Origin of the sequence: Chryseobacterium sp. VD8 (assembly GCF_037149975.1) — a bacterium.
In the GTDB taxonomy this organism is placed as follows: domain Bacteria; phylum Bacteroidota; class Bacteroidia; order Flavobacteriales; family Weeksellaceae; genus Chryseobacterium; species Chryseobacterium indicum.
The window spans coordinates 1-19,959 of sequence record NZ_JBBCQL010000013.1 but is presented as its reverse complement, the minus strand read 5'-3'; the positions used below and the strand labels follow the sequence as shown (position 1 = coordinate 19,959).

Here is a 19,959-nt window from a genome sequence, read left to right as displayed (position 1 = left end):
GGTGCAAATATACAAAAATATTTACTACCTCCAAATTTATTTTAACTTAAAATATTCCAAAACATCACCAACATGCTCTGGTTTACTGATTATCTTATTGTTAGCATCTAAAATAAAATACGTCGGAGTTGCATGAACATTATATGTATCTACATAACTGCTGTTCCATCCTTTCAATTCGGAGTCATTTATCCATGGAAATGCTGTAATCTTTTTAGAATAAGAATCTTTATCTACATCCAGAGACAAGCCTACAACCTGAACGTTTTTAGCCTTTAAATCGTTATATTTAGCCAATAATTGAGGAAGTTCACTCTCACAGTGAGAACATGTGGAAGACCAGAAAATAACGACCTTTTTATCAGCCTTTACATCCTGTAAAGATTTAGCGGTAGTATTAACGGGTGAATTGAACTTATAATTAGGGAAAACTGCTCCCATTTCAACATTTGCGTTGGATTTCAAAGTTGAAGCAAGTCTGTCTGTAATGGTACATTTAAGATTTTTAGCCAGATTGAGATATTTATCCTTAAAATCCTGCATATCATACACATCAAAAATATCAATTAACTCAGAAAGTACGGTCTGCCCGCGAGGAGTTTCTACTTTTAACCTGTCTAAAAGTTTATCTACAGATGCTGTAACATTGGTATTTCCACCTGAATTCAGATAACTTACTAAAACCGGTCTAAGTAATGAGGAAGTTTCCAGCATATCATTAGACTTATCTAAAAAATTAATGATTTCGTCCTGAGCAACTTTTTTAGATGCATCATTAGACAAAAATTTGCTGTAATTTGTATTATAATAATAAATGAATGGATGCTGTGTCTGGTCTATTCCCGAAGAATTTCCCGAAAGTCTGTTTATTTCAGTCTTTAATGCCTTTCCAAACTCCGTATTGTCTTTATAATATTCTTTGATCTGAGCTAAAGCAGGCAAAATAAGTTCCTTCTTTTGTGAACCTTCCTGAAGTTTACTCATAAGATCATTTACCTCATCAAGATAAACAATATCTTTTATTTTATTAGCCTGTGTTTCAAGCTTAACACTTACATTTTTATTTTCTGAAATGAAATTGAAAGTATTATTGGAGTTGGGAAAATAAACTTTCATCATTCCCATATAATTTTTGGGATATTTAAAAGTCCATACATTATTTTTACTTTGTTCTTTGGTTACAATAATATCCTTAGAACCATTTAAAGTATATAAAATTGCGTCTTGATCTTTAAAATCGGCAGGAGCCTGAATGGAGACAGTAAACTGAGCCTGTAATGAAAATGCAGCTGCTAAAGCTGATATTGTAAAAATTTTTTTCATAACGTAAAAATAAAAAAACTCTCTGAGTAATCAGAGAGTTTAATATTATTTTAATAAAATTTTATGCTTTCTTAGCTGTATATCTTCTAGTAAAAAATGCTATAAATAAAACAGCAATAATTCCTAATGCATACACATACATGTCTATTGGCGAAGCGGTGGCACCCGGTCCTACCGTACCACTACCTCCCGTTGGATTAGGAGGCTGCGCCATGACAAACATTGCAGCAAACAGAAAAAAGATAGACACTAGTTTATTAATAGTTTTCATATTCAATTATTTTAAGATTTTCGTGTTAACAATATCTCCTTTGTCCGAAACAATTTTAACCACGTAAGAATTTTTGATTTGCTGATCTAATTCAATCACAAAATCTCTGGTTGTTTCCACCGCCTTTTTAGAGATTACTAATTTACCACTCATATCATAAACTTCGATATCTGCTTTTTTCCAGTTTGGATCGAATCTAACAATGTAGTTCGTGATTGCAGGATTGTAAATAACAACAGTTCTTGATGGAGATTTCGTTTCGGTTGTTGCTAAAACTACATTTGGTTCTCCATAGTAAAGGTCGTATTCAGCGTTTGTAACACTAGTAACGCCTCCTTGCAGTGCTTGTTGTAAAGTACCATTAGCAGCTTTATAGTAGAAACCAATTCCGGTAGATAAGGCATGAGTTCCATTAGCTACTAGCTGTGCATTTTCTCTAATTTCAAATTTATAAGACTTAATCTTATTAAGGTCATAATTAACTAACTTAATATTTTTGCCCTTGAAATTAAATTCGTTTGCCTCGTTTATATAAAGCCAGTACTGACCTGTATAGTTATTATCATATCCTCCGTTAACATCTTCTTCAAACGTTCCTAAAATATCACCGGAAGACAAAGTAACCTGAGTTAATGCATTGGTAGAGTGCCCAGTTGTACCGTTAGGATAAACCACGTAGTAAGTACGTGCTACCTCATTCCCGTTTGCATCAAGACCAATAACACCTAATTGTTTTACTGTTCCGCTGCTGTTCTTGTTGGCTGCAACATTATAGTTTGTACTTGCGGCTCTCGAATAGTAATTAAACCTTCTAAGATTAGCAAAATTGAAAGTATCTGCGCTAGTATTGTCCAATAGCTTAATTACAAATGTTCCCATAGGTCTTACCACAGTGTAATCTACATCACCTGTAGGAACTCCTGATGGATATGTAATAAATTTATATGAACTGGAACCAGTACCACCTGAACCACCTGTAGAACTCGCAGTCTGTACTCCCGACACTTCTAGTCTTACCCCCTGAATTTTTGTAAGATTTATTCCGTCTCCCACTGTAGCACCTTCGTTAACTGCAATTTGAGACAAATCTATATTAGTAAGGAACGGATTGGAAAACTGATAAATATTTCTTCCATAGTTACCCTGCCAAGCAGTACCACCACTCCCAATATGGAAACCATCCTGAAGATATGTATAATATTTTTCGTTATACATATTCGTAGCACTTCCTCCGGTACCAAAATTAATACCGTTACCTGCGTTTTGTAAAGTAACCGTAGTTCCGATATCCGTTAAAGGTCTACCTTTAAGTGTTCTTGTCGTATTGCTTACATCCAATCCTAATCCGCCGAGCATATAATATGCTGTTCCCGGATTCGCAACACCAAGTTTCGAAGTTATATCTACATTCATTGAAACTACTGTTGGATTGCTGTATGCAAGAATCTCGTTTTTAGAATATCGAGCATTGGTAAATGTTTTACCTAATTCTGCGCTAAGAGTAGAAGCAGTTTTATCATAAAACGGTAAACCGATCTGTTGATAGGTTCCATGATTTACTGCTCTATATTCCTGATCCACAATACCCGTAATATTGGTCTGAGGAATACCGGAAATAAAAAGCTGTCCGTAAGTATAAGCTGGTGTAGCGGAAGAACTGTTCGTATTATAAGTTGCATAAGCGGTAGGCTCATTAAGCTTATTAACAAAATTACCGCCACCATTTGCCTCAGTTTTATTTACATTTGAAGCATCAATAGTTTTAAAAGAATCAGTAGATGTCCCGTCAACCATAAAGTTACCGTGATTTTCTACAATTCCAGATCCCTTCATCTGTAGGCCACCGCCACTGTAAACAAGTGTACCTTTACTTACATACGTAGTAGCAGCATCATCTACGTGTACTAGAACATTCTGCGCCTGAACAGAATTAATAGCTGCTAATAAACCAATAGCAAATAAACTTTTTCTCATTGTATATAAATATTTGTGTGTTAATACAATATCTCAAATGCAAAGTTATGTTTTTTTTACTAAAAAACAAAAATATTTTATGTATTAACAAAAATATTATCTTCCGTTAATATTATTTCTTTTTCTTCCCCTATAGAAAACATATAATCCTCAAGCACTTTTTCCGTAGTTCCTCTCAGCCCTCTTGCTCCTAAACCTTTTTCAATAGTTTCTTCAACAATTTTTTCAATGGCTCCGTCTGTAAATTTCAGATCTGTTCCGTCCATTTTAAAAAGCTCAATAAATTGGTTCACAATAGAATTTTTAGGTTCTTTCATAATTCTTACCATGGTTTCTTTCGTAAGTTTATCCAGGTAAGTAATGATCGGGAATCTTCCCAAAAGCTCAGGAATTAATCCGAAAGAACGAAGATCGATGGCATTAATATTCGTTAATATATATTCGTCTTCATCCGTTTTATTGATTTTTTCTGAGCTGAAACCAATTGCCTGCTTGTTCATTCTTCTTTCGATGATCTCTTTGATCCCGTCGAATGCTCCACCTGCAATAAACAGAATATTCTGTGTATTCACCTGAATATATTTCTGATCGGGATGTTTTCTTCCCCCCTGTGGCGGAACATTTACAATACTTCCTTCCAGCAATTTCAGTAATCCCTGCTGAACTCCTTCTCCGGAAACGTCTCTTGTGATACTCGGATTATCTGATTTTCTGGCGATTTTATCAATTTCATCAATAAAAACAATTCCTTTTTCCGCTTTTTCTACATCATAATCGGCAACCATTAAAAGCCTTGAAAGGATACTTTCCACATCTTCGCCTACATAACCGGCTTCGGTTAAAATCGTAGCATCTACAATACAGAAAGGAACATTCAGTTCTCTGGCGATGGTTTTTGCCAGTAATGTTTTTCCGGTTCCTGTTTCACCAATCATAATGATGTTCGATTTTTCCAGCTCTACTTCTCTGTTTTCGTCCTGAGCGTGAAGTAATCTCTTGTAGTGATTGTACACGGCAATCGACAATTGTTTTTTTGCCTGATCCTGCCCGATTACGTACTGATCGAGAAATTCTTTAATCTCTTTCGGTTTCTTAAGTTCGTTTATATTTTCTGCCGGAGCATAACCTGATTTTGAACTGCTGTCCTTCACGATTGCATGAGCCTGCTCGATACAATTCTCGCAAATAAAGCCGTTTTGACCTGAAATCAGCATCTGCACTTCATTTCTCTTTCTTCCGCAGAAAGAACATTGGTTTGAATTCATTTTTTAGATCTAAATATATAAGGTATAGATTAAAGAAACTCGTAAAAATCTGCTTTACGAGTTTCCTTTATTTTTAAGAATTAATTATTGAGTTCTGAATTTCGGTATATTCTTCACCCGTAAGTTTTAATCGCTCATTTTTAAAATTCATATCTTCCACCGTATTGAGCGGGATAAGATGAATATGTGCATGAGGAACTTCTAATCCTACAACGGCCACCCCAACTCTCACACAAGGTATTGCTTTTTTAATTTTTTTGGCAACTTCCTGAGAAAAACCCCAAAGGTTTTTGTATTCTTCGCTGTCCAGATCAAAAATTAAATCAACTTCTTTCTTGGGAACAACCAATGTGTGTCCTTTTACTAAAGGCATTGCATCCAGAAACGCAATAAAGTTTTCATCTTCGGCAATTTTATAAGAGGGAATATCGCCATTGATGATTTTTGTGAATATTGTGCTCATTTTAATTTAAAAATATTAAAGATTAGAAAATTAAACAACAGTTATTTACAGGGTAATGTCCAATACTTCAAAAGACAGTTTGTTTCCGTTTGGTAACGTGATATCTGCCGTTTCTCCTACCGCTTTTCCAAGCAGTCCTTTTGCAATCGGCGTGTTTACTGAGATCTTTCCTGATTTCAGGTCGCTCTCGTTATCCGGAACCAGTGTAAATACCTGCTCCTTATTGGTTGCATTATTTTTAAGTTTTACCGTTGTAAGAATTGAAACTTTTGAAGTATCCAGCTGACTTTCGTCTATGATTTTTGAAGTGGAGATCACATCTTTCAGCTTAGAAATCCTCATTTCAAGCATTCCCTGAGCTTCTTTTGCCGCATCATATTCTGCATTTTCCGACAAATCTCCTTTGTCTCTTGCTTCTGCGATCTGCTGAGTAATTTTTGGTCTCTCTACAGTTTCCAACTGTTCCAGCTCAGCTTTCATTTTCTCTAATCCCTCCTTTGTAACATAGCTTGCCATAATTTTCAAAATTTAGTTTTAGTATAAAAAAATAATCCGACATTTGCCGGACAATGTTTTCGTGTAATAATCGTTTAATTTTTACAAATATATAAAAATTTAAATTGAAATGAAAAAAACTTTTTCAATATTATCTATCATCACACTATTGATTTTCAGTAATTTATCTATACATTCCTGCGGAAGCCGTGAAGACACCGTAAGTTGCTTTCCAAGTAATCCGATCAATGTTACACTAAATCTGAACCTTCCTGCTTACTACGCACTGAATCAGGTTGGTGGATGGGTTTACATCAATGAGCAGCAATCCGGAACGAAGGGGCTAATCGTAGTAAGAGCATCCGACAATTCTTTCAAAGCCTACGACAGAAACGCGCCTCACATCTGTCCCGACAGCAATACCACTCTGGAAGTTCAGGACAACATCAGAATTGTCTGCCCGAAAGACAATGCCCAATGGATTTTGTTAACCGGACAACCCACTGCGGTAGCCAATGTACAGCCGAAAACGTATCTTTACAATTATGATCCTTCAGGGAAAATTTTAAATATTTATTATTAAAAATGAAAGTTGTCATACAAAGAGTTTCAGAATCCAGCGTAAAAGTGGATGGAAAAGTGGCCGGGGAAATCGGAAACGGTTTAATGCTTCTGGTAGGAATTGATGAAAATGATGAAAAAAACGATGCAGACTGGCTTGTACAGAAAATTTTAAACCTCAGAATTTTCGGGGATGAAGAAGGGAAACTGAATCTTTCTGTTCAGGATATTCAGGGAGAGATATTATGCATCAGTCAGTTTACCCTGATTGCCGATTACAAAAAAGGAAACCGCCCTTCTTTCATTAAAGCAGCAAAACCGGATAAAGCGATTCCCTTATTTGATTATTTTAAAGAAGAAATCTCAAAATCCGGACTGAAAACCGAAAGTGGAATCTTCGGAGCAGACATGAAAGTTTCGTTAATTAATGACGGACCGGTAACTATTGTGATGGATTCCGTTACAAAAGCTTAAATTCGCAGAAAATATATTTACATTCAACAATGAAAAAAACGTTATTTACCTTAGTTCTTTTAACAGGAGTAAATCTTGCATTCGCTCAGAAATCTTATACAGACGAGCAGAAAGCGTCTTACTACATCGGTCTTGATATTGCTGAAAACATGAAGAAACAGGGCTTTCCGGCAGATCCTGAATTATTGACACAAGGTTTTAAAGATGCTTTCGGAGATAAGCCAAGTTTATTTCCGAAAGAAGAAATGGGAGCCTTTTTGCAGGGCTTTATGCAGAAGCAGAATGAAAAAAAGCAGGCTGAAGCAAAAGTAAAAGCAGATGAAAACAAAAAGAAAGGAGCCGAGTTTTTAGCTAAAAATAAACTGAACAAAAACATTAAAACCACGGCAAGCGGTTTACAGTATGAAGTTCTTAAGGAAGGCGATGGTAAAGCAAAGCCTACAGCTTCAAGCACAGCTAATGTAAAATACACCGGAAAATTAATGGACGGAACGGTTTTCGACTCTACAGATAAAAACGGAGGACAGCCTATTGAATTAAATATTTCCAGCGTTATCAAAGGTTGGACAGAAGGAATCCAACTGATGTCGAAAGGTGCAAAATACAGATTTTATATTCCGTCTGATCTTGCATACGGAGACAACGGAGCGGGCGGCGTAATTCCTCCGGGAGCAACTCTTATTTTTGATGTAGAACTGGTAGATTTTAAATAATCTTTTCTATAAAAAAAAGCAAAAACGTCTTTCAGAAATCTGAAAGACGTTTTTTAAAATAAACTTTTATAAAAAAACTAATTCGCAGGAACGCTGCTGAAATTTAGTGCAATTCTAAGGTTCATGTCCGAACTTGTCTGGTTCTTCAGTTCATAAACCGTTCTTACGGTAACCCCCGTACTTTTTACCACCTCATCTAAAAATCCTGAAGTTGCAAGATCAAGATTTAAACTTGAAGCATCTGTAGAAATATTGGTTCTTGAAGCAACCAGTCTTTCTCCTGTTCCGCTCGATGAAATGTATACTTTTATCGATTTAAGAGCATTCAGGCTTCCTCCTGCCGGAGAAACTACGGAAACTTTGGCATCCGATATTCTTACGTCTTTAATCTTCGCATTGTTATTCCCTCCAAACCATGTCTGAACATTAGACGCAGTAGAAGTAGAAGAAACTTCTTTATCGGCGGGAACTCCTGTGGAAACTAACACATTGGCTGTATAAGGAAATGTATTCTGAACCAACGACTGCACCGTTCCACAACTTACAAGAGCTACTGAAGCTACTGCCGCCGTCAAAAATATATTTTTCATAATGATAAATTTTAAAGTTTTGTTTGCATAAACTGTACCAAAATGATGAAAATTATTCTACACTTACGGTAAAACTGCCTTTGGTATTACCGGAAGCCATATTGCTTTTCCCGATGATCAGCCAGACTTCGCCCTTATCTTTTACATCATAAGTAATTTCTCTTCCGAAAGGTCCGTCGAAATCTCCATTGGGAAGTTTAATCTGATTGAATCTGATATTGAAATCCTTTTCATTTGTTGAAATTTTAGCCTGTATTTTGGATTTGTTGAAATTGATGATTTTCAGAATAAATTCCTGTCCGTCCGTCGTAAACTCTTCTCCTAAAGTGAGCGGAAACTGTTCTGCATCTACGGTTCTGGTGATCTTCCCGTCCTTTACGGTCCTCATCACTCCTGTTTTAAGAACTTCTTTGGTTTTCGGTGCATTATTAATCACAGAATCCTTCATTTTTATGGCTGCAGAATCTGTTTTCGGAACAGAATCAGGTTGTTCGCTCATGATTACTGAATCTTTATCCTGAGTTTCAACAGAAGCAGATTCTTTTTTACACGAAACTATGATTAACGGGATCAATACTAAGAACTTTTTCATAACAATTATTTTTTGAATACGATCTAAAACCGTCTTGATTTTTAAAGTTTATGGAGATGCCAAAATTGTTCCATTGACTGAGATTTTTCAATAAACAATAACCCTTTTTAATTTTTTATAACAATAACTTCCCTGTTAAGATTATTTACAGACTTCATCATAAAATACATAAAATTGAGCATTACTCCCATCAAAACAGTTACTCCCCATGTTTTTGTATAGTCCATCGGATAAATAATTCTTACAGCAATATCATTGAAGAGACCAAAAGGATTGCTGAGAATATCCCAACTGTTCCACCGTAAAAATCTTCCCAGATAAACACCAAAACTTGCGATGAATAAAAACGAAAACGTAAGGAAGTTGATGATTCTTGGTTTAAAATAATCTGACAATAGTTTTTCAATGTCAAGCAAACTAACGAATCCACAAAATAATCCTGTCCATGCATACGAAAGAATGACCACCAAATCATACCAGATCGGAATTGCATTTCTACTTTTCAGATGAAAAAGGTCAGTAAGAATATATGGTGAATTGGGAAAAAATACAATCCAAACAGCGATTGCTACAACAAGTGATAATTTACTTCTGATTTTAAAAATTACTAAAAAACTGCTGATAAAAAAAGGAATCCAGGCAAGAAACAAATTCCAGTTAAGAAATAAAAACACTTTCGTTTCACTGATGTAATATCTGGAAATCGAAAGACTGAAACAAAAAAGTGTCATTAATACCAACAATAAAGTGATTTCAAATCTTTTGCTATTTTTTAATTTTCTGATCATTTTTAAATTGATTATAGTTAAGTTTTTATTGACAATAAAAACCTCACAGGTTTTTGAAACCTGTGAGGTTTGACCGGAGATCTTCTTACTTTAAATTCTGATAATAAAGAACCCGAGAAAGAAATTTTTCATTTTTCTGGAATTTCACTCTTTCTAAATTCAGAATTTCGGATTTTAAGGCATTATCCTGATGTTCTTCGGCATAATTCAGCAATTGTTTCTCACTGAAATTAATTTGAGTTTTATGGTAGTTTAAAGCAAAATCTTTCCGCTTGCTATTTTCCGAAGTAATGATGCCGCCCCAATTGATGTAGCTGCAAACGAGGATTACTCCGTAAATATACCATGCCATCGTATTGAAAAGGAACACGTTTCTCTTCTGCTTCTGAATTTTAATAAAAGTGGTGACCAAGCCAATTAAAGCCAATATCAAAAATGCATAAACCCCCAGTCTTTTGTAGGTAAACCCATAATTGATGATGTATTCTGAGTTTTTCACCATGGCAGAAATAACGAGAACGGCATTCAGAAAAATCCAGACTTTGGCTAACATTTTCATTAGTCCGGCTTTCGGATCAAAATTGAAATTCGATTTAAAGTAAAACATAATCACCAGAATCGACATGATGATTGAAAGAATGACTACATTTACTCTTTCATGCGTTTCTTCGGAAAGTTTAACGGGACTTTTTACCGACTCGTAAAACTGTTCATAATTGTAAGTGATGATGAAAAAGACGAGCAGAATATTCAGCGCAAATAAAGAAATTACGCCGCTCATTCTTTCTGCATCCAGATCAAGAAAAGAATAGGTGGCTTTCTGAATTTTATCTTTCTCCCCGAAATGATCATCCAGCAATCGGTTGCTTTTGTAAATAAACCGTTCAACGGCGAAATTCCAGTAATTGAATGCGATGAAAAATCCCAAAAAGATCATTGCCAACAATTGCCAGAAATTGATATCCAGCTCCACATTAGTGAATAAATTGGCAAAATGATCGCTTCCCGCGGAATAGATTCCGAAGAAAACAGAGATCAGAATTAAAGGAATTATTACAAAAGCCAGTGTTTTCTGCCACAAACCGGAAACGTTTCTTTTGGGAAGCCATGCATCGAAATTCAGAATTCTGAAAAACTCTGTAAAACAATTCGTCACAAAAACCGGAACCAGCAAAAGGATTTTCATTCTTCGGTTTCGTGATCGGTATTCTAACAATAACAATGAACTGACAACCGCCAGAAAGGACGGAAAATCTCCGTACCACGCAAACGCAGCACTCGAAATAATGCTCGTTGCAAAGAGAAAAATAAACGTTTTGGTTCGGTTTCTTTCAGGTGTTCTGAAGAAAGTAAGCACGGCATAAATAATTCCGATAATTCCGAGATTGAGACCTACATTCTGATCATAAAATACAATGACAAAAAGCAGGGTCGTAAGAAATATATAGTGATGTGTTTTCATAGGTTAGTTTAAATGTTGGTGAAAATAAAAAAGTAAAAGGCGGCAATCGGAATATTCAACAAAATCAGCAAAGCTGAGTTTCCGTGCGATTTTTTATCTGAAACATCTGTTAAAAAAGTCAGCAATTCGGAACAGAAAACAATCATGTTGATAACAACGGCAATAACGACATAATAAAATCCGAGCCAGACAAAAAACCAAGATTCGGAGATCCAGAATGCCAATAAGATGATGGTTCCAAGCAGCCACGAAATCAGAAACAGACTTTTTCCGACGGGACTAAATTTTACCCTTTCCATAATTAATATAAAACAGCGGTATTCTTCTGTTGAATGAAATCTTTCAGATGCTCAAAATTCTGCCAGAGCAAAGCTTCAAAATCCCACTGGTAAAACGGACGCATATTTTGTCCTTTTTTGTAGGCTTTGATGTAGAGTTTGTAATATTCCGGTAAAATGAGGCTTCCCAAAACAATCGCTGCCAAAAGATGGGCGTTGAGTTTTCCGTTTCCTAACAGGAGAAACTGCATAGCGATTTCGTCCTCGAAATTGGTTCCGCATCCTGTAATAAGGTGATGAACATCGTGATTTTCCATTTTGGGAATCATCGTGAAACCATGTTTTTTATAAAATTCTCCCAATTTTCTGCCCAGAGAATCTTCCTGAAACTCCAGCAGTTGTTTTTCTGTAAACTGCCACTGCCTTTTCTTTTTCTTGAAATAGGTTCTGTACAGTTTCTGGGTTTTATTGTAAACGAAAAGAAGAAATTTGACGCGTATTTTTTTCATAGTTTATGAGTTTAAAAAATTAATTGAAACAAGCTGAACTCCAATGATGATATAAATTATTGCTATGGGAATATTAATCAGCATAATTCCTGAAGATTTAAGACAGGCATTGAGTTTATTCTTATGAACAATTCCGTAGATTAATAGAGTAACAAGAACAATCATATTAACTACAAATCCATATTCCAAAACCAAAATTCCACCTTCAACAAGTAAATCATTTTTAGTGAGAGCATACCCGAACAAAGAGATGCTTCCTAAAATAAATGAAAGCCAAAACAGAGTTTTTCCGATGATTATGATTGTTTTTTCATTCATAGTTTATAATTTTAATCGATTTTAGTATAGACATGATTCATATCTGCGTTCAGAATAATTTTTGGCTTTTCAAAAAGTTTGTTCGAAAAATAAGTATTACCTAATGCTGGTTCTCCATCACTTATATAATGTAGGATAATTGTGGAAACGAGCCCTTTACTTACCTCAAACCGACCTTTCCCATAAAATCCGCTTTCAAAATGTCCGTCACGGAATAAGATCAAAGTATCCGGTTGATGAGGAGCTTCAACACAGCAAATCGGATTTTCGTAATTTGTATTGACATATTTACCATACAGTGTTTTTTCTCTTAAAGGAAAATCTATGGTGAAAATGATGATCACCAATATTCCCAATGCAAAAATTTTTAGTACCAGTTTCATTATTTATCCTTGTCTTAAAGTAAAAACCGTAATTTCCGGACGCACCATAAATCGAACCTGAAAAGAATGTCCCAAAGCACGGCTGATGTAAAGCATTCTTCCATCTTCAAGATCAATTTCTCCGGAAATATATTTTCTGTTTTTCACGGGAAGCAGAGGCGTAATGACTCCGGGAATTCTGCATTGTCCCCCATGCGTATGTCCGCTCAGAATCCATCCCTGATAACCATTCCAGATATCTTTATCACAGGCATCAGGATTATGACAGAGAATGATATTTGCCTTGGAAGGATCATAATCCCTCATCACTTTCTGCGGTGCAAAATTGGGCGACCATAAATCTTCAAAACCGATAAAATTGAGTCCGTTGCTTTCCTGCTGCGCATTATTCAGCATTGTGATTCCAAAACCTTCCAGAATATTACAGATATTGTCGGACGACTGAAGATCCTGCCAGTCTTTTCCGTAATCGTGATTTCCCAGAATTCCGAATGTTGCCAGATTTCCCAGCACAGCGTGTTGCATCACTTTTTTAAGGTCTTCCGTTTCTTTAGCTCCTCCCCGATTAACAAAATCTCCTGTGTACACCACGAAGTCGGGATTGTATTTTTTAGCTTTCTGAAAAGAATCGATAATAAAATTCCAGTCGAAGCGGGTTCCAACGTGGAGATCAGAAATCTGCATCAGGATTTTTCCTTCAAGATTTTGGGGTAAATTTTTAACCGGAAGTTTCCGTTCTACAAACTCAAGCCAAAACGGTTCAATCTGCCATGAATAGAGAAGAGGAAATGCTCCTATTACAGAAAGCTGAAAGATCTTTTTTAAAAATGTTTTCCTGTTCATTTATGTTTTAGTTTTTTTACAATGTTAGCTTCCCGCGAAAGGAGTTCCGAAAAGTCCGACTGCCAGTTCGATCCAGACTAAAGCCAGAACTAATAAAATCGCAAAGCAGATCATCAGTTTATACCGTAAAGATTTTTTAGAACGGATGACAAGATTGATGAAAAATGCGGTTCCGAAAAGCAGTCCGCCCGCAACAGCAAAATCAGAAGGAGACCAGTTCCAGCCTTCTGCAAAAAGATTGGCAAAAAATGCCGTGAGCATTAATAATGCAGGAACTGCGAAAATGATGGTTGTTTTTTGTTTTTCTAAAGTCATAATTTTTGTTTTAAATTATTAAAAGTACTTTGTATTTCAAAGTTTAAAAATAAAAAAATTTAATCTCTATTTTCCGAGTAATTTTTCCAAAGCATTAAGATGTTCTGTAAAGGCTTCTCTTCCACTTTGGGTTACGCGATATGATGTTTTGGGTTTCTTGCCCACAAATTCTTTCTTCACTTCTATATATGCTGCTTTTTCCAGCGCGTTGCTGTGACTGGCAAGATTTCCGTCCGTAATTTCCAGCAGGCTTTTCATTTCTGAGAAATCAACCCAGTCGTTTACCATGAGAACAGACATAATGCCCAATCTTACACGGCTTTCGAATTCTTTGTTGAGTTGATTTATATTTATCATTTTAATTTTATCCTTTCTATTCTGAAATAATCATACACTGTGGCATCAATGCCGATTGTTTCGTTTGTCTTTACATTTTCAACGGTTACAAAATCATGATCTCTGAAAAATCCGGAATTAAAATGTCTGTTGATATTTTCATTCACTAAATAAATTTCTCCGACGTTATGATGAACTTTCCATCCGTTTTCCAACCCGCTTTGCTTCAATTTGAATTGAATAGCAGAAGCTAAAAATGCCGAATAACCGATACAGTTTGCTTTTTTGGTTTCTACTAATTTATCCGTTTCATGATCACATTTATAAAATGAAAAACTAAGGGTAGAAGCAGTTTCCTTCAAAGAATTCTGAATGATATCTTCTACAGATGTATTACTTCCAGTTTCCTTTAACCGATTTTTCAGTTTCTCGTTGGCAACATCTAAAACCGTTCTTTCTTTAATTGTGTCGTAAGAGAAAAACATCCGGAATACATAAGTTCTGCAGATGACCATTGCAAAAATAATGATTAAAAATATCCCCCACTTTTTCACAATTCTATTTGTATTTCTTATGCATTATCAATCCGTAAACGATATGCAAAGCCCCAAATCCGATTGTCCAGAAAACCAGTCCCCATCCTAAAAAGAATAAGGAAATTAACCCTAAAACAATCTGACAATAGCCTAAATATTTTATATCTGTTAACGTGTATCGTTCCGCACTTACCAGAGCCAGTCCGTAGAACAGCAGTGTTGCCGGAGCAATAAACACAAAAAGATGATGATAAAGAAGTGCCAGACAAAAGAAACCTCCCGTTACCAAAGGAACTGCAAAGGTAACCAAAAGTCTTTTAGTTGTCGCATCCCAAATCTTCAGACCCTTCTTTTTACTTTTATTGGCTGTAAAAATATAACCACTGAGCAATGCCACACCCAGAATAACAACGCCTGTTACAACAAGTTCTTTTACCAAGGACGGTCCGAAAATATTTCTTTCCCCATCAAAATAATCTATTCCCTCTCTCTGAAAGACAAAATAAACATATACCGCTCCGATAATTGCTGCTAAACCGGCAACAACTCCGGACAATCCGCTCAAAGAAATAAATCTGGAAGAACGCTCCATCATGGAGCGAATATGTGATAAGTCTTCGTGATAGTTTTTTGATTCCATAAAAAGAACTTTGAATTACAAAGTTAATATTTATTTTGAATCTGCAAAATATTTTTTTGAAAAAAGAATGTATAAAAAAGCCGTTGAGAAATCAACGGCTTTATGATTATTTTGCTCTTAATCTCTCTTTAATGGCTCCTATGTTTTTCTTAGCCGAGTCTTCCAGTATTAAACTGGCACTCATATGAATTCTTGCAGGCATTAGTTCATTGAAATGATCTGTTCCTTCCCACGAAACTTTTTTAATTAACGCCAAAGCATCGCTGCTTCTTGAAGCCAGAGTCTGAAGGAATTTTTCCAGCTTGGCATCCATTTCTTCAATGGTTTCCGAAACCGAATGATAGATATTGTGCTGTTCAGCCCATTCTGCCGATCTGAAATCCGCATCGATTGCCATTGCCGAAAACTGAGACTTTCCGATTTTTCTTTCCACATACGGTCCGATCACGAAAGGCCCGATTCCGAGATTAATTTCCGTTAAGGCTAATGCAGAGTCTTTGGTTGCAAAACAGTAGTCTGCTCCACACGCAATTCCAACTCCGCCACCTGTAGTTTTTCCCTGAACTCTCACAACAACTATTTTTCCACAGTTTCTCATTGCATTCAGAACTTTGGCAAAACCTCCGAAAAATTTTGTTGATTTTTCGAGTTCCTCAATTTCCAGAAGTTCATCGAAACTTGCTCCCGCACAGAAAGCTTTTTCCCCTTCACTTTTTACAAGAATGGCTTTTACTTCTTCTTTCGCACCTTCATCCAGAATGGTATGTGCTAATTTTTCAAGAATGGCTCCCGGAAGCGAGTTGCTTTTTGGAGTTCCGAATGTAATTTCGGCAATGTTGTTTTTTAGTTCTGATACTACAAATTCGTTCATTTTTAGTTTTAATTGGATTTACACAAAAATACTAAATAGAACGCGTTCTGAGAGAATAAACTTTAATAAATAAAACACCTAAATCTTCACATTATTTTCTTTCACACAAAAAGAACATGAAAAATATCAAAATTACAATATACAAACCAATAAACACATATTAAGATTAATAATTCAAACATAATCAATTTATACAACTATATATTTGTTAAACAAAACAAATAATTATTATATTTACATCAAATCCGTAAAAATACGTAATCTGCAATTTGGTATTTTCTACTCTATGGCAAATATTTCTATTGTTGTTACTTTGACATGTCAATAAGACATAAGTTTTTAAAGATTTTCTGGCGGTATCCGAAAAGCCATAAACAGAGTAGGAATTTTAAAAAAACTGAAAATTTATATTATCATGGATGACGAATTAATGGGCGTAATCAAGACGTTCGCAGGAAATTTTCCACCAGTAGGTTATATGTTCTGCAACGGAGCTCTTCTAAGCATTTCGCAGTACTCTGCTCTTTTCTCGATCTTAGGAACCACTTACGGTGGTGATGGTGTCAGAACTTTTGCTCTACCCAATCTAAACGGACGTGTTCCAATTAGTGCAGGACAATCTACAACAGGGCAGTATTATGAATTGGGAGAAGCAAGCGGAACTCCTACAAACACACTTCTTGCCTCTAATCTACCAAGCTTCGCAAGTCAGCTAAAAGTATCTTCGGCTAATGCAACAACAGCTGTACCAACGTCTACAACATCGATTGCAGTAAGCGGGACACAGGCAGGAAGAGACTTTTTGGCCGTTCCGAGCTTTATAAACGCAGCTCCGGATACTATGCTATACCCTCAGTCTGTTTTTTTTATCGGTCAGAACTTACCGGTTAACAATATGTCTCCATATTTAGGAGTCAACTACATTATATGTGTGGAGGGAATTTATCCTTCAAGACCTTAATTTAACACTAGTACTAATAATATAAATACAATAATCATGGACGAAGAATTAATTGGAACCATCAAACTTTTTGCAGGAAATTTTGCACCAAGAGGATATATGCTATGCAACGGTGCAATACTAAATATCAGCCAAAATCAGGCACTTTTCTCTATCTTGGGATCAGTTTATGGCGGAGATGGAAAAACAACATTCGCTTTACCTAACCTCAACGGGCGTATGCCAGTTGGCGCAGGAACTTCAAACACAGGTAAAAGTGTTGTATTAGGAGAAGCTGCAGGTACTGTTACCAACACTCTGCTAAGCTCAAATCTTCCGTCAATAGTAAGCCAGCTAAGAGTTTCAAAATCTAACGCAACAACTTCAACGCCATCATCATCGGCATCAATTGCTGTATCAGGAACTCAGGCAGGAAGAGATTTCACAGCTGTTCCGAGCTTTATAAATGCGGCACCGGATACGCCTATCAATTCAGCTTCAGTAACCTTTGCAGGTCAGAACCTGCCTGTTAACAATATGCCACCTTACCTTGGTCTTAATTATATTATCTGCGTAAATGGTATATATCCATCAAGACAATAATTAATAACCTAAAAATTTAAAATCATGAAAAGTACTATACTTTTTACCTTATCTGTTCTTTTTATTTCAGTCTTTTCTTTCGGACAGACCAGTACAGAACAGTTTGAGACGGAATCCAACGGAAGCGCAAGTTTTACTGATAACGGAGTAATTTTCAATATCCTGTCGCATGTTAACACATATGACATTCAGGCTTCTTATCCCGGTACAGGATGGAGCGGTACCGCAATTGACAATAACTATATCGACAACTCCGGAGCGGGTAACCAATCTTCCGGAACGTCTTTTAGTATCAAAACAACATCCAACCTATTTAAAGTAAACAGATTCTGGGTTTATTTAGGAGCAGCAAATACTTCACAGTCTGTAACGGGGACATTAACTATTACAGGTAAATTATCCGGAGTTACAAAATTTACTCAGACAAAAACTACAGGTTTTGTTAATTCTATTGCTGTTACAAACGGATATACTTTAATTGATATGACCAACCTGAACGGGCAGAACTACAGCAATATTATAATCGACCAGCTGCAGATTACTGCGGGAGGAGGTTATCAATATATGGGGCTGGATTCTTTCACATGGGTAAAAGATACAGGAATTGTATTGTCTGCCAATGATGTAAAAGCTTCGAAAAAAGATTCAGGATTTTACCCTAACCCGACTAACGGTCCGCTAACGATCAAAACTAATGAAAATACTAAGTTTGAGGTGTACAGCCAGACGGGGCAACTGGTAAAAACAATTGAAACTCAAAAAGGAGTAAATGAAACAGACATTTCAGAACTACCAAAAGGTGTTTACACCGTAAAGTCTTCTAAAGAATCTTACAAAATTATCAAAAAGTAATACAGGCTATTATTAAAGTGAAACTAATAACCATGAGATTCAATAAAAGCATCTAATTGTACCTTGAAAGATTTTAAAGCATAATATTGTGATGATGTCCCCTGAGCAATCGGGGGATTATCATATTTTCCCTCGTTCCGGCGATATTTAATAATATCATCGTCCCGAAAACTCTTTGAGAAATTCAAAGAGTTTTATTTTTTTAGAGCAAGAATATACTTGTCAATGTATAATTGTTTGTCTTTGGATTTGTACTGCTGAATATATCGGGGATGTTCCAAAACCGTCATCTTATCAAATAAATTAGCTTCCCGATTTAATTTTGAAATGAAATCTGCATTCTTCTTACCTAAAACAAAGACCTCCGAAGTGTCGAGATTCAGAGATATATGTTTTCTTAAAGAATCAATCATAAATTCCTTTACATCCCTGAAAAGCTCTTTATCATCATAATAATTCGCATTGATCCAGCTGCCTTTCGATTTTCTGACGATCGCTAAAGGAAACGGAGAATTGATATAAACCTCTTTATAAAATTCCTCTGCTCCGCCATACTGTTCAATCACATCATACATAAAAACCGAAGAGACTTCATGAGTATAAGCAGATTTCATCTTAATTCCGCACACGCTTTCCAGACGTTTGGTATCGGTAAATGGAACTCCTGTAACTCCGGCTCCGTGACGACTGGGGTTAATTCCTATCAGAAATTTTCTTTTGTTGGAATCATTATAGTATTTATGATAAAACTTTTCCATCACAATCATGGTTTCAGGATTGTCTAAATAAGGATTAAGCACCTGAAAATCTTCGGGGAGTATTCCGGAATATTTTAAGTTTCGGTTAAATTCTACTACTTCCTCAGCAAAAGTTTTCATCATATTTGGTTTTAAAAAAAAATTATATGGCTGATCTTTTTAATCTACATCATCTTCGTCTCCATCTTCGCTTAAGGCTAATTCGATATCAATAAACTGGATGTATAATCCGCAAATACTGTCATTATTATCATAAGCAAAATATACCGGATAAGTACCGTCTCCAAAGCCACTCGCAAACATAGGAATATGATAATTGGTATTCGGAACTTTCCAGTTGATCCAGTCTCCGGCATCTCTTTGATTTTTCGGATGGTCTTTATAGCTTTTCTCGAAAAGTGCGGCGAAATAATCATCGTAAAAATTGTCGACATTAGTTTCATCCACAAATTTATCCACAAAAGGAAGCACTTCTTTATCAGTAATACAACCTAAGCCTGCATCCACACCAAAACCGAAATAATCATCTTCAGTAACGCCTTCCAATTCTTCAATTCCAACCAATGCTTCCCTGTAAACAATGGGCTTTTCTTTCGTAAATTCCACTTTAACAACAGCATATCTATCACCCCAGTCTTCTGATTTTACCACAGCAATGGTTACAGGAAAATCACCTTTCGGAGCCTGAATAAAATAGGGCGATTGATTTCCGTTCAGATCAACAAGCGGATCTCTCACCACTATCTTACCGGAAGGAAGAGAAACATTTCCGATTTCCATCGTTTCCAATGGCTGCCCTGCAATTT

General features: G+C 35.9%; 28 protein-coding genes. 6 read left to right on the top strand and 22 right to left on the bottom strand.

Features of this window, described 5'->3' with window-relative positions; all coding sequences use genetic code 11:
* Positions 1 to 36: 36 nt before the first annotated feature.
* The 6 genes from WFK35_RS02870 to greA all read right to left on the bottom strand — a co-directional run bounded on the left by WFK35_RS02870 (position 37) and on the right by greA (position 5,812).
* Complete coding sequence (locus WFK35_RS02870; RefSeq protein WP_336731246.1) at positions 37 to 1,323, bottom strand: TlpA family protein disulfide reductase; 1,287 nt, start codon at positions 1,321 to 1,323, stop codon at positions 37 to 39.
* Between the two features lie 61 nt (positions 1,324 to 1,384).
* Complete coding sequence (locus WFK35_RS02865; protein WP_214588481.1) at positions 1,385 to 1,594, bottom strand: signal peptidase; 210 nt, start codon at positions 1,592 to 1,594, stop codon at positions 1,385 to 1,387.
* A gap of 6 nt (positions 1,595 to 1,600) precedes the next feature.
* Positions 1,601 to 3,568, bottom strand: a complete 1,968-nt coding sequence (locus WFK35_RS02860; RefSeq protein WP_336731245.1) for a T9SS type A sorting domain-containing protein — start codon at positions 3,566 to 3,568, stop codon at positions 1,601 to 1,603.
* Between the two features lie 77 nt (positions 3,569 to 3,645).
* Positions 3,646 to 4,833: an ATP-dependent Clp protease ATP-binding subunit ClpX gene (gene clpX, locus WFK35_RS02855; RefSeq protein WP_214588479.1), complete on the bottom strand. Its 1,188-nt coding sequence runs from the start codon at positions 4,831 to 4,833 to the stop codon at positions 3,646 to 3,648.
* A gap of 73 nt (positions 4,834 to 4,906) precedes the next feature.
* The gene (locus WFK35_RS02850) at positions 4,907 to 5,296 is read right to left on the bottom strand and encodes an HIT family protein (RefSeq protein ID WP_214588478.1); all 390 of its coding nucleotides are present in this window, start codon (positions 5,294 to 5,296) and stop codon (positions 4,907 to 4,909) included.
* Between the two features lie 45 nt (positions 5,297 to 5,341).
* Positions 5,342 to 5,812, bottom strand: coding sequence for a transcription elongation factor GreA (gene greA, locus WFK35_RS02845; protein WP_336731244.1), 471 nt, complete (start codon positions 5,810 to 5,812; stop codon positions 5,342 to 5,344).
* Between the two features lie 109 nt (positions 5,813 to 5,921).
* Here greA and WFK35_RS02840 point away from each other — a divergent pair, with 109 nt between their 5' ends.
* From WFK35_RS02840 to WFK35_RS02830, 3 genes are read left to right on the top strand one after another with little or no spacing between them, the layout of a single operon-like run.
* Positions 5,922 to 6,374 (top strand): hypothetical protein, encoded by a 453-nt coding sequence (locus WFK35_RS02840; protein ID WP_214588477.1) that lies wholly within the window; start codon positions 5,922 to 5,924, stop codon positions 6,372 to 6,374.
* A 2-nt stretch (positions 6,375 to 6,376) separates the two neighbouring features.
* A complete protein-coding gene (gene dtd, locus WFK35_RS02835) occupies positions 6,377 to 6,826 on the top strand; it encodes a D-aminoacyl-tRNA deacylase (protein WP_336731243.1) in 450 nt (149 codons plus the stop codon).
* A 29-nt stretch (positions 6,827 to 6,855) separates the two neighbouring features.
* Positions 6,856 to 7,539, top strand: a complete 684-nt coding sequence (locus WFK35_RS02830) for an FKBP-type peptidyl-prolyl cis-trans isomerase (RefSeq protein WP_235132909.1) — start codon at positions 6,856 to 6,858, stop codon at positions 7,537 to 7,539.
* 77 nt (positions 7,540 to 7,616) lie between these two features.
* Here WFK35_RS02830 and WFK35_RS02825 read toward each other — a convergent pair whose 3' ends face one another.
* From WFK35_RS02825 to WFK35_RS02760, 14 genes are all read right to left on the bottom strand, one after another.
* Positions 7,617 to 8,129, bottom strand: coding sequence for a hypothetical protein (locus WFK35_RS02825; protein ID WP_336731242.1), 513 nt, complete (start codon positions 8,127 to 8,129; stop codon positions 7,617 to 7,619).
* A 52-nt stretch (positions 8,130 to 8,181) separates the two neighbouring features.
* Positions 8,182 to 8,721, bottom strand: a complete 540-nt coding sequence (locus tag WFK35_RS02820) for a hypothetical protein (RefSeq protein WP_336731241.1) — start codon at positions 8,719 to 8,721, stop codon at positions 8,182 to 8,184.
* Between the two features lie 107 nt (positions 8,722 to 8,828).
* Positions 8,829 to 9,509 (bottom strand): DUF1361 domain-containing protein, encoded by a 681-nt coding sequence (locus tag WFK35_RS02815; RefSeq protein WP_336690817.1) that lies wholly within the window; start codon positions 9,507 to 9,509, stop codon positions 8,829 to 8,831.
* Positions 9,510 to 9,594: 85 nt separating this feature from the next.
* On the bottom strand, positions 9,595 to 10,971 hold the full coding sequence (locus WFK35_RS02810; RefSeq protein WP_336731240.1) for a DUF4153 domain-containing protein: 1,377 nt from the start codon (positions 10,969 to 10,971) through the stop codon (positions 9,595 to 9,597).
* A gap of 8 nt (positions 10,972 to 10,979) precedes the next feature.
* The gene (locus WFK35_RS02805; protein WP_336731239.1) at positions 10,980 to 11,270 is read right to left on the bottom strand and encodes a hypothetical protein; all 291 of its coding nucleotides are present in this window, start codon (positions 11,268 to 11,270) and stop codon (positions 10,980 to 10,982) included.
* Between the two features lie 2 nt (positions 11,271 to 11,272).
* The gene (locus tag WFK35_RS02800) at positions 11,273 to 11,758 is read right to left on the bottom strand and encodes a Coq4 family protein (RefSeq protein WP_271246247.1); all 486 of its coding nucleotides are present in this window, start codon (positions 11,756 to 11,758) and stop codon (positions 11,273 to 11,275) included.
* Positions 11,759 to 11,761: 3 nt separating this feature from the next.
* Positions 11,762 to 12,076 (bottom strand): hypothetical protein, encoded by a 315-nt coding sequence (locus WFK35_RS02795; protein WP_336731237.1) that lies wholly within the window; start codon positions 12,074 to 12,076, stop codon positions 11,762 to 11,764.
* Between the two features lie 11 nt (positions 12,077 to 12,087).
* Complete coding sequence (locus tag WFK35_RS02790) at positions 12,088 to 12,459, bottom strand: hypothetical protein (protein ID WP_336731235.1); 372 nt, start codon at positions 12,457 to 12,459, stop codon at positions 12,088 to 12,090.
* A 3-nt stretch (positions 12,460 to 12,462) separates the two neighbouring features.
* Positions 12,463 to 13,302, bottom strand: a complete 840-nt coding sequence (locus WFK35_RS02785) for a metallophosphoesterase (RefSeq protein ID WP_336731234.1) — start codon at positions 13,300 to 13,302, stop codon at positions 12,463 to 12,465.
* Positions 13,303 to 13,326: 24 nt separating this feature from the next.
* A complete protein-coding gene (locus tag WFK35_RS02780; RefSeq protein ID WP_336731233.1) occupies positions 13,327 to 13,617 on the bottom strand; it encodes a hypothetical protein in 291 nt (96 codons plus the stop codon).
* A gap of 66 nt (positions 13,618 to 13,683) precedes the next feature.
* The gene (locus tag WFK35_RS02775) at positions 13,684 to 13,974 is read right to left on the bottom strand and encodes a winged helix-turn-helix domain-containing protein (RefSeq protein WP_076395182.1); all 291 of its coding nucleotides are present in this window, start codon (positions 13,972 to 13,974) and stop codon (positions 13,684 to 13,686) included.
* A complete protein-coding gene (locus WFK35_RS02770) occupies positions 13,971 to 14,507 on the bottom strand; it encodes a hypothetical protein (protein WP_336731232.1) in 537 nt (178 codons plus the stop codon). The genes WFK35_RS02775 and WFK35_RS02770 overlap by 4 nt, the downstream gene beginning before the upstream one ends.
* 4 nt (positions 14,508 to 14,511) lie before the next feature.
* Positions 14,512 to 15,129 carry a hypothetical protein gene (locus WFK35_RS02765; RefSeq protein WP_235132919.1) on the bottom strand — a complete coding sequence of 206 codons (618 nt, stop codon included), beginning with the start codon at positions 15,127 to 15,129 and terminating at the stop codon, positions 14,512 to 14,514.
* Between the two features lie 106 nt (positions 15,130 to 15,235).
* Positions 15,236 to 16,000 (bottom strand): enoyl-CoA hydratase/isomerase family protein, encoded by a 765-nt coding sequence (locus tag WFK35_RS02760; protein WP_336731231.1) that lies wholly within the window; start codon positions 15,998 to 16,000, stop codon positions 15,236 to 15,238.
* A gap of 415 nt (positions 16,001 to 16,415) precedes the next feature.
* Here WFK35_RS02760 and WFK35_RS02755 point away from each other — a divergent pair, with 415 nt between their 5' ends.
* Genes WFK35_RS02755 through WFK35_RS02745 form a run of 3 tightly spaced genes read left to right on the top strand, consistent with a single transcriptional unit; the run spans position 16,416 to position 18,395 of the window.
* Positions 16,416 to 16,961 carry a phage tail protein gene (locus WFK35_RS02755; RefSeq protein WP_235132921.1) on the top strand — a complete coding sequence of 182 codons (546 nt, stop codon included), beginning with the start codon at positions 16,416 to 16,418 and terminating at the stop codon, positions 16,959 to 16,961.
* Positions 16,962 to 16,997: 36 nt separating this feature from the next.
* Positions 16,998 to 17,543, top strand: a complete 546-nt coding sequence (locus WFK35_RS02750; protein WP_235132922.1) for a phage tail protein — start codon at positions 16,998 to 17,000, stop codon at positions 17,541 to 17,543.
* 24 nt (positions 17,544 to 17,567) lie between these two features.
* Positions 17,568 to 18,395, top strand: coding sequence for a T9SS type A sorting domain-containing protein (locus WFK35_RS02745; protein WP_336731230.1), 828 nt, complete (start codon positions 17,568 to 17,570; stop codon positions 18,393 to 18,395).
* A gap of 194 nt (positions 18,396 to 18,589) precedes the next feature.
* Here the strand turns inward: WFK35_RS02745 and WFK35_RS02740 are convergent, their stop codons facing one another.
* Both WFK35_RS02740 and WFK35_RS02735 read right to left on the bottom strand, forming a co-directional pair.
* Positions 18,590 to 19,273 (bottom strand): SMUG2 DNA glycosylase family protein, encoded by a 684-nt coding sequence (locus WFK35_RS02740; protein WP_336731229.1) that lies wholly within the window; start codon positions 19,271 to 19,273, stop codon positions 18,590 to 18,592.
* A 39-nt stretch (positions 19,274 to 19,312) separates the two neighbouring features.
* On the bottom strand, positions 19,313 to 19,959 hold a 647-nt coding region (locus WFK35_RS02735; RefSeq protein WP_336731228.1), incomplete at its 5' end, for a DUF4241 domain-containing protein.

What these genes read in the sequence shown, in the direction of transcription:
- WFK35_RS02775 (WP_076395182.1), bottom strand. Translation starts at nt 13,974, where the DNA reads ATGATAAATATAAATCAACTCAACAAAGAATTCGAAAGCCGTGTAAGA.
- WFK35_RS02820 (WP_336731241.1), bottom strand. Translation starts at nt 8,721, where the DNA reads ATGAAAAAGTTCTTAGTATTGATCCCGTTAATCATAGTTTCGTGTAAA.
- WFK35_RS02790 (WP_336731235.1), bottom strand. Translation starts at nt 12,459, where the DNA reads ATGAAACTGGTACTAAAAATTTTTGCATTGGGAATATTGGTGATCATC.
- WFK35_RS02865 (WP_214588481.1), bottom strand. Translation starts at nt 1,594, where the DNA reads ATGAAAACTATTAATAAACTAGTGTCTATCTTTTTTCTGTTTGCTGCA.
- WFK35_RS02840 (WP_214588477.1), top strand. Translation starts at nt 5,922, where the DNA reads ATGAAAAAAACTTTTTCAATATTATCTATCATCACACTATTGATTTTC.
- WFK35_RS02825 (WP_336731242.1), bottom strand. Translation starts at nt 8,129, where the DNA reads ATGAAAAATATATTTTTGACGGCGGCAGTAGCTTCAGTAGCTCTTGTA.
- WFK35_RS02815 (WP_336690817.1), bottom strand. Translation starts at nt 9,509, where the DNA reads ATGATCAGAAAATTAAAAAATAGCAAAAGATTTGAAATCACTTTATTG.
- WFK35_RS02750 (WP_235132922.1), top strand. Translation starts at nt 16,998, where the DNA reads ATGGACGAAGAATTAATTGGAACCATCAAACTTTTTGCAGGAAATTTT.
- WFK35_RS02760 (WP_336731231.1), bottom strand. Translation starts at nt 16,000, where the DNA reads ATGAACGAATTTGTAGTATCAGAACTAAAAAACAACATTGCCGAAATT.
- WFK35_RS02795 (WP_336731237.1), bottom strand. Translation starts at nt 12,076, where the DNA reads ATGAATGAAAAAACAATCATAATCATCGGAAAAACTCTGTTTTGGCTT.
- WFK35_RS02780 (WP_336731233.1), bottom strand. Translation starts at nt 13,617, where the DNA reads ATGACTTTAGAAAAACAAAAAACAACCATCATTTTCGCAGTTCCTGCA.
- WFK35_RS02850 (WP_214588478.1), bottom strand. Translation starts at nt 5,296, where the DNA reads ATGAGCACAATATTCACAAAAATCATCAATGGCGATATTCCCTCTTAT.
- WFK35_RS02765 (WP_235132919.1), bottom strand. Translation starts at nt 15,129, where the DNA reads ATGGAATCAAAAAACTATCACGAAGACTTATCACATATTCGCTCCATG.
- WFK35_RS02740 (WP_336731229.1), bottom strand. Translation starts at nt 19,273, where the DNA reads ATGAAAACTTTTGCTGAGGAAGTAGTAGAATTTAACCGAAACTTAAAA.
- WFK35_RS02755 (WP_235132921.1), top strand. Translation starts at nt 16,416, where the DNA reads ATGGATGACGAATTAATGGGCGTAATCAAGACGTTCGCAGGAAATTTT.
- WFK35_RS02805 (WP_336731239.1), bottom strand. Translation starts at nt 11,270, where the DNA reads ATGGAAAGGGTAAAATTTAGTCCCGTCGGAAAAAGTCTGTTTCTGATT.
- WFK35_RS02745 (WP_336731230.1), top strand. Translation starts at nt 17,568, where the DNA reads ATGAAAAGTACTATACTTTTTACCTTATCTGTTCTTTTTATTTCAGTC.
- WFK35_RS02870 (WP_336731246.1), bottom strand. Translation starts at nt 1,323, where the DNA reads ATGAAAAAAATTTTTACAATATCAGCTTTAGCAGCTGCATTTTCATTA.
- WFK35_RS02860 (WP_336731245.1), bottom strand. Translation starts at nt 3,568, where the DNA reads ATGAGAAAAAGTTTATTTGCTATTGGTTTATTAGCAGCTATTAATTCT.
- dtd (WP_336731243.1), top strand. Translation starts at nt 6,377, where the DNA reads ATGAAAGTTGTCATACAAAGAGTTTCAGAATCCAGCGTAAAAGTGGAT.
- clpX (WP_214588479.1), bottom strand. Translation starts at nt 4,833, where the DNA reads ATGAATTCAAACCAATGTTCTTTCTGCGGAAGAAAGAGAAATGAAGTG.
- greA (WP_336731244.1), bottom strand. Translation starts at nt 5,812, where the DNA reads ATGGCAAGCTATGTTACAAAGGAGGGATTAGAGAAAATGAAAGCTGAG.
- WFK35_RS02800 (WP_271246247.1), bottom strand. Translation starts at nt 11,758, where the DNA reads ATGAAAAAAATACGCGTCAAATTTCTTCTTTTCGTTTACAATAAAACC.
- WFK35_RS02785 (WP_336731234.1), bottom strand. Translation starts at nt 13,302, where the DNA reads ATGAACAGGAAAACATTTTTAAAAAAGATCTTTCAGCTTTCTGTAATA.
- WFK35_RS02810 (WP_336731240.1), bottom strand. Translation starts at nt 10,971, where the DNA reads ATGAAAACACATCACTATATATTTCTTACGACCCTGCTTTTTGTCATT.
- WFK35_RS02830 (WP_235132909.1), top strand. Translation starts at nt 6,856, where the DNA reads ATGAAAAAAACGTTATTTACCTTAGTTCTTTTAACAGGAGTAAATCTT.